Genomic DNA, 7,132 nt, shown 5'->3' with positions numbered 1-7,132 from the left:
AGTCCCGTTCCGGTACCCTTGCCGCTCATCGGTCCGCTCATACGGTGCCGCCCTCAGTTGTTCCGTCACTTGGGCCTGTAATACCTGATTGAGCACCTGCTCGACGAGTTTCGCTACACCCCCATCCTGCTGAAAGAGGTCTTTCAAAGTTTCGTCGTTCAGGGTAATCTGGTATTGAGCCATCTTCTATCCCTCCTGGTGATGTGATTCTGACCAATCTCACATTCTACCAAAGAGGGTGGGATGGCTCATATTTATGCCCCGGGGCGCCATCCCTTTTTACACAGCATACCGGACTCTACTCAATCGGCTGGCCGCCTCCGCCACGTCCGGAAATGGGGTGACGTTGAGCAGCAACGTACCCTGCGGATGCCCGAGTGTAAGCGGGGTGGTCAGCGTGATGGTGACGCCATCGGCCGAAACGTTCTGCACGGTCGCCGTCTCACCGGATTGGCCTTTGTACCCCACCAGAAGCAACGCACCAGGCGCAACATCAACCGGCCTGTCGCACGACAGCTGCTGTGCGCCCGCCTGCACATCGGCGTTCAAGCGGGCCAATTCCGGCAGATCCAGCGCCCCCACTACGTCCCCGACACTCGCGTATAAGGCTCCCATCAGTTACGCCTTCTTCCTCGCGTTGTCTTTCGCGTGGTTTCTTCCCCGGATTCCGCACCTGTTGCCGGCTCCGACGCGGAAGGCGGATCAGCTGATGTCCCGACAGCTTCGGAAACGTATTCAGACAATGGACGATCTGCAACGTTGAAATGCGGGAAAGAAGAAAGCATACGGCCAATGGCTTCGGGCACCTCAAAGATGCCCGGAGCCACGGCCGTAAACGTCTCCTCACCCACCACAAGCGTCGTCGTGGTGTCATGTGTCTGGATGAGCACCTACGCTCACCCCTTACGCGATGTTCGGTTCGCCGCTGCCGACGTTGTGCAGGACCGCCATGCTGGCCGGGAAATAGTTCTTGAACGTCTCGATGGCACGAACTTCAAAGTCGTACCGCGGGCCACCATTATCGCCGCTCTGACGGCTCATGGCGTACTCAATCTGCTGGTACTCTTGCTGCGTCTCGACCTCAAGCACGTTCGCAACCTGGTTGTTCGGATACGGCAGAACCTCCGTGATGACGATGATCGTCCCAGGCGGCAGGTGCGGCATGGTCTCAATCGCGATGGGCTGAGACGGGAAGATCGGGTTCGTATATTCGATCACCGCATAGCCCGCACGGAGATTCCGCCGTGCCGTCGGGTCGCTGGCATCGACCAGGGCGTAGGTACCACCGCCGCCGTTACCCGATTTCACGATGCCAGCCGTGATGTCGGACATCTGCTGACCAGCGACCAGGATGCGGGTCGGCGACAGTTGCACGTTATCCCAGATGTCCACCAGCAGCTCGTCGATCTCTTGGATGCGGCCCGCGCTTGCGGTCAGGCGGTTGCCGTCCAGCGACTTAAACAACGCACCCGTGCTCTGCGCCCCGGAGGTGTTCGGGGAGACAAACGTACCGTTCAGGTACCACCCAGCCAAGGTCGCCAAGAGCCCGTTGAAGGTGTTGGGGTCTGCCGATGTATCCTGCTGCGCGTTGACCCAGCTGTCTGCGGACGCCAGGTCCGGCAGACGCGGCGGAGCCTGGTCCGCAGTCGGGATCGACGTGATGGTTACGGTGTTTGTGACCGTGGTCGTGTAGTAGAAGTAGTTCGTGCCATCGCCGGACACATACCAGTCATAGGCCACCACACCGGCAAGCACCGGATTGAACACGCCGTTCAGCAGGGACGGAACGATCGCCGTGACGCTGTTGGTCGTCGCGGTCCCGTCGGTTGTTACAGTAGCATCGGCGCTCGGCAGCGACCCACCTCCAAAGTAGTAGCATTCGTGGTTACGCGCACGCACGCGCACATGGACGGTCTTGCTCGTTCCGATGGACCCACCGGTCGTGCTGGCCGTCAATGCCGGTGCGGGCGGCTGTGGTGTGCTGAAGTTCTGCGCCCCAAGCAAGAACCGGTCTTCCTCAATCATGGTCGCATAGAGCAGGTTGATACCCGCAGTCGCACGCAGATCTTCAAATCCCTGCGCCAGCATCTGGGCGTCCATTTGCACGCTGTCTCCCAACGCAATCGGGTAGTAGTTGCTCTGGTAGTCAAATTCCTCGGTAGAGATCAGCGGACCAGCCGCACCGAACTTCACGCTCGGTCGCTGCCGAGTCGCGTTAATCTTTGTGATGGCTTTCCAGTGTGCCGCCATGCTGCCCACCGCCGCCTTGGTGCGAGGCACACGGTTCCGGAACGGAGACCATACCGGGAACAGCTTTTTGCTGGGTTCCTCCAATTCGTACCCGGTGAGGCCAAGGCCCACTGTGTAGCCCTGTGACAGGGCCTTCGAAACGCTCGGCTTGAGCATCGCTAGCGTTTCTGCGGTGATTTCGGTGATTGCAGACATTCACTTTCACTCCTTCGGGCATAAAAATCCCGAACCAAAGAACGAACGTTCCAACGTTCGAACCAACGTTCGGGTTTGTGTGTGGTTTTTGCAGGGCCTGATTACGCCTGCTGCTGTTGACGGAACGCTGGATGCATGCGCCGCGCCACCTCACGGTTCAGCACGTCACGCACATACGGATCGCTCACCTGCTGCGCTGCCTGTTCCAACACGCCTGGCTGGTTCAGGTCAGGGCCTTCACCCTTGCGGACGAGATAGTAGTCATGCGCTGTCGCCGCACCCCTCAACATCGGGCCTCCTGGCATCGGCTGTTCCTCGATGGCCTTAACCCGCTCCTCCAACGACTTGATCACTTCCGTTGCTTTGAGCAGGTCCCCGGCGCTCTTCGCCAATGTCGTAAGGCCAGTGGCTTCGAGTGCCTTTACAACAGCTTCGGCCGCCAGACTCTCACCGGAGGCCTCGGATTTCTTGGTTTCAGTTCTGCCATCTTCGCCGTCCGGTTCTTCCTTGTCGTCCGGCTTTTTGTCGTCACCCTCGGACTTTTCCTTGCCCTTCTCCTTGGCCTTTTCGGTGTTCTCGGGATCTCCTTTGTCCTCCGGCTTCTCCTTGCTCTTGTCGGCATCGTCCGGCTGGTCGTCGTCCTCTTCCTTGCAGATGCCCATGGACTTACAGGCCTCGTGGAAATCGCCAACACCCTTGAATCCGGCCGCCTTGGCAAGGTTCGTCATGGCATCGTGTACCTTGGTCATGCTGTCCTTGCTCATCTTGCGGCCAGCCTTGGTCACAGCACCGGCTTCTTCAGCCTCGGCCTGTTCCACAGCTGCGGCACCAGCCACCTGCTGCAGCGCGAAAGAAACCGCGTCCAGCGCGTTCAACAAGTCGTTCACCTGTTCCACGTCGTCACCATCCCCGTGCATGACTTCTGCCTGTTCGCGCAAGGCAATCTGATTGATTAGCCCCTTCAGCGCCACAAGCCCCTGTACAGCCTGCTGCATTAGTTCGACATCCTTCTGCTCCCAAGCAGCCGAACCAGGCGCATGTTCGTCGCCGTCGCCGCTGCCACCGGTCTGCAGGACATCATCCACATCCGGCATGTCTCCGCCCCCCTTCTTGGTCTCGCTCTTTTGGTTGTTTGGTGTGACAATCTTCCCGTCCTCGAACTTGTAGCCATCGCCGATGAGCTTGTTGGCAGCAGTTGCAATACGCTTGCCGATAATCGCCCATTCCTCCGATGTGTACCCGCCATCCTCGCGCTGGCCGTCCTGGTTGAAGTAAGCCACGGCGGCCCGAATGTGTTCCTCGTCAATCGGATAGGCGTAGTTCACCGGGTCGGCGTACTGCTCGGGATCGGTCGGCTTGCCCTTGGGCGGTGTCAGGTGTCCCTTGCCTTTTTTGAACGAGATGCCGTACTTTTTAGCCCGTTCCTCGGCCTCCTGGTGCAGCTTCTCGTTCTGGGACTGTTCATCGCCGCCGTCGCTGGGTTTGGTCACACCTTTACGTGCATGATCCAGCAATTCGTCCAACGTTTGTCCTCCTTCCCCGGACTCCGACTTGATGACCAAAAATCGCATGCCGGATGCCGGTTCCGTCACACCGTCCACGCGGTCGATGTGCAAGTCGTACATCTCCTTCAGTTCCTGGTCATCATCTTCGCGATTGGTCGCCATCCTAGCTCACCTCCTTTCCGTCAGGTGGAGCAGCAACCTTCTTCCGGAATGCATCGCCCTGGATGCTGTAGCCGGTAAGAATGCCGCGCTTGATGAGCAGCCACGCCGCATCGTCCCAAACCACACCGAGCAACCAGTCCCCGGCCTTCACGACCTGGTCACCTACCTTCCAGTCCGGACCGCGGTAGATGTACGATTCCACCGGTATTCCGTGTCCTTCCGTACCGTCCTGGTGCTGGATACCGATGCGACGGTGTTGCGCCATCCAGTGCCAAGCGGTGCGCTCCAGTTCCTCAGCCGTGGTGAACTCCCCATGCGCGTCCACCTTGTCGGCCGGGTACGCAACCCCGAGTGTGTAGTGCTGTTCCTCGGCAGCCTTCATCACGCCGTACCGTGCCATGTCCAATGCGGCTCACCTCACTTTCCAGGCATAAGAAAAGCGCCAACCGAATGGCTGACGCTGTGTTCTTCTTTTTTCACAAGCTAAAAAACAGTCGCTCCGATAAGTAGTTTTCAACTGTAAGTTTATGATTCTAATTTGCAAATTAAATTTAATCCACAAAACAACAAAAAGGAAAACATAGATCCAATAAGGACTCTCATCCTCTTTAAAATACCTTCTGTGCCATCCAGGTTTGTGTACATTCTGACTACAGTACAGCAATGTGTAGTCAGAGTGTACCTACCTGCTTACAGCATTTTCTGGAATACTTACTTTAAGGCATCGGCCCAATCACAATCACTGTAGCTTGGAAGCTCTCCACCAAAATGTTTCTTGTACAGCTTTATGGCAAATGCGTCAGTCATACCAGCAATGTAGTCGCAAGCAGCTCGATATATAGCCCCCTTGCGCTGCTCTTTATCTTTAACTTTATTAATCAACAACTGATACTCGAGCGGAAACAACCGGAGCTTGTAATTGTATCTTTCATCAACAAGCATCTCAAAAAGGCGCTTTAACATTATGCCCCCTTTGATTTCTTCCTCGGCAACGTCGGGCCTACTAACTAATAACTCGTATACTGCCTTCTTAAGTTGCTTCACCAATTCACGATACTCACACAGACCTAGTCCTTGCTTAAACTCTGTTCCCTTTTTAGCAAGCTCTTCCTTCGAATAAGGAACGACTTGAACATCGTTTACAAATTTATTGATTAACACTGAAGTTATTGATTTGTGGAATGTATCTCCATGTGAATCACCAGAAAAATCTGAAGCTATTTTTAGAATCTCATCGAACTGGTGTAGAGTATTTTTCGGATTGTCGGAGTGATGTGCTATGTACCACTTGACGTCTTCAAGACTTAAAATTCCTGACTTAAGAGAATCCTCGAGATCATGGCAGGCATAAGCTATATCGTCAGATAACTCCATTATCTGACATTCCAAAGATTGCGGCTTCATTCCTCCTGTTCCACGAACTATCTCTTCGTGTTCTGTGTATATGAATTTTCCTTCTGCGAGACTTCTCTTATCTTTCTTAGCCTGAGCCGTCACGTTGTATTTTACTAGGGCAACTCTTGAGGCGAGAGTTAAGTTTAAACCGTTGTATTTCTCGCTCTTTCTTTCAAGATCGCATACAATCGGCAATGTTTGAGCATTACCTTCAAACCCACCGTAGTTCTGCATTAAGTAATTCAAAACCTTTTCTCCGTAATGTCCAAAAGGCGGGTTCCCTAAATCATGAGCTAAACACGCCATTGCAACAAGCGCCTTGCTAACTGGGCGCTTCATGTGCTTACTATTAATTTTTGTAGCGATTTCAGTACCAATTTGACTCACTTCTAATGAGTGTGTTAGTCGTGTTCGATAATAATCGCTTGTCTGGGTCCCAAGGAGTTGCATTTTTCCCTGTAAGCGCCGAAAAGACGCCGAATGAATCACTCTTGCATAGTCCCGCTCAAACGCATCTCGGCTATCATTGTCAGCCTTGCCGGTAATAAAGGGGTCGGTCTCATGAACACGTTTGGTATGGACTTCATTGTATGGATCAGCAATTTCCAGCCCCGCTTCGAGTAGTGCATCTATGTTTATCTCTCGGCCCATTAAATTCCCTCCCTAGTCGTAGTAATTTATATACTGCATTGTTCCACTTGTTTTTTCAAATATTTCCTTAAGAGTTCTATAAACAAGCCCGAAGTGCTCCAATTTTGATTAGAGTTGTTTATAACTAGATCGCAGTCCGTTAACTCGGACACTTCTTGCTCATAATCTGCCATACGCTGCTGAAGAACCTCAGCACTTGGTTGTCGGTTTTTTAACCTCATTTCACAATCGGCTTTCGGGGCATAAACCCCCACCCTAAGACACCGATCTTTTAATAATTCTTTTATTTTGCTTGCCCCATTCCGATCTAAGACTATTGATTGGACCGGGTATTTGGGCTCGAGGATTGCTTCTAAAGGAGTACCATAAAAATTGGATTTGTACTCCGTAGTCTCCAGCATCTTTCCGCTTTCACATGTGCTTTTAAATTTTTCAACACTTACGAAGAAATAATCCTCCCCGTCTTTTTCTCCATCACGTGGAGGTCTTGTGGTCCAGGTAATCACTCGAGGAACATCAAGTTTTTGCTGAAGAGTGGTTTTTCCAGACCCACTTGGCCCTTGAAATACAATAATTTGATACATACAAATACCTCCAACCAAGTCTCTTACAACTCGGTACTAAACACTATCTTTATCACTCAAGTTTCGCACCCGAATTGAGCCTGTAATTTCTTGAGTTCGTTGGAGCTGTGGGTCATGTAAAAGCAAAAACATCCTCATATTTCTGGTAGACTGAGGTTGCCGACCCAAACAGTCTACAAAAAAGTGAGGATGTTTCTTACATGGTACGTGATTCTCTGCACTCAGATCAACTCCAATCCATGATAACCGCATTCTTCAAGGAATTCCGCATCGGGAAGCTGCTCCGGCAATCCAACATCACCAAGCAAACCGGCGTTCCTGTATTGAATGTATTTCGGTTGCTCTTTACTCTGGTCTTTCACCAACGCAGTCTAAAACATGTGTTGGAAC

The 7,132-nt window shown here is 52.8% G+C and carries 9 protein-coding genes; 1 reads left to right on the top strand and 8 read right to left on the bottom strand.

Translation table 11 applies throughout. From position 1 onward, the window contains the following. From G463_RS0116650 to G463_RS0116615, 8 genes are all read right to left on the bottom strand, one after another. Positions 1-183, bottom strand: a 183-nt coding sequence (locus G463_RS0116650; protein WP_026976049.1) for a transposase, incomplete at its 3' end; no start/stop codon positions are given. 96 nt (positions 184-279) lie between these two features. Further along, positions 280-615, bottom strand: coding sequence for a hypothetical protein (locus G463_RS0116645; RefSeq protein WP_026976048.1), 336 nt, complete (start codon positions 613-615; stop codon positions 280-282). Continuing rightward, positions 615-890: a hypothetical protein gene (locus G463_RS0116640; protein ID WP_026976047.1), complete on the bottom strand. Its 276-nt coding sequence runs from the start codon at positions 888-890 to the stop codon at positions 615-617. The genes G463_RS0116645 and G463_RS0116640 overlap by 1 nt, the downstream gene beginning before the upstream one ends. A gap of 13 nt (positions 891-903) precedes the next feature. After that, on the bottom strand, positions 904-2,445 hold the full coding sequence (locus tag G463_RS0116635; protein ID WP_026976046.1) for a hypothetical protein: 1,542 nt from the start codon (positions 2,443-2,445) through the stop codon (positions 904-906). Positions 2,446-2,546: 101 nt separating this feature from the next. Next, on the bottom strand, positions 2,547-4,112 hold the full coding sequence (locus tag G463_RS0116630) for a DUF6582 domain-containing protein (protein WP_026976045.1): 1,566 nt from the start codon (positions 4,110-4,112) through the stop codon (positions 2,547-2,549). A 1-nt stretch (position 4,113) separates the two neighbouring features. Then, positions 4,114-4,512: an XkdF-like putative serine protease domain-containing protein gene (locus tag G463_RS21095; protein ID WP_245575941.1), complete on the bottom strand. Its 399-nt coding sequence runs from the start codon at positions 4,510-4,512 to the stop codon at positions 4,114-4,116. A gap of 311 nt (positions 4,513-4,823) precedes the next feature. Then, positions 4,824-6,158 carry a deoxyguanosinetriphosphate triphosphohydrolase family protein gene (locus tag G463_RS21090; protein ID WP_051322400.1) on the bottom strand — a complete coding sequence of 445 codons (1,335 nt, stop codon included), beginning with the start codon at positions 6,156-6,158 and terminating at the stop codon, positions 4,824-4,826. A gap of 26 nt (positions 6,159-6,184) precedes the next feature. Then, complete coding sequence (locus tag G463_RS0116615) at positions 6,185-6,742, bottom strand: guanylate kinase (RefSeq protein WP_026976043.1); 558 nt, start codon at positions 6,740-6,742, stop codon at positions 6,185-6,187. A 200-nt stretch (positions 6,743-6,942) separates the two neighbouring features. Between G463_RS0116615 and G463_RS23360 the strand changes: the two genes are divergently transcribed. Then, the coding region (locus tag G463_RS23360; RefSeq protein WP_026975015.1) for a hypothetical protein at positions 6,943-7,132 on the top strand (190 nt) is incomplete at its 3' end.

This window comes from Alicyclobacillus contaminans DSM 17975 (assembly GCF_000429525.1).
Lineage (GTDB): Bacteria > Bacillota > Bacilli > Alicyclobacillales > Alicyclobacillaceae > Alicyclobacillus_A > Alicyclobacillus_A contaminans.
The sequence above is the reverse complement of the archived record's forward strand: the minus strand, read 5'-3'. Positions and strand labels throughout refer to the sequence as shown.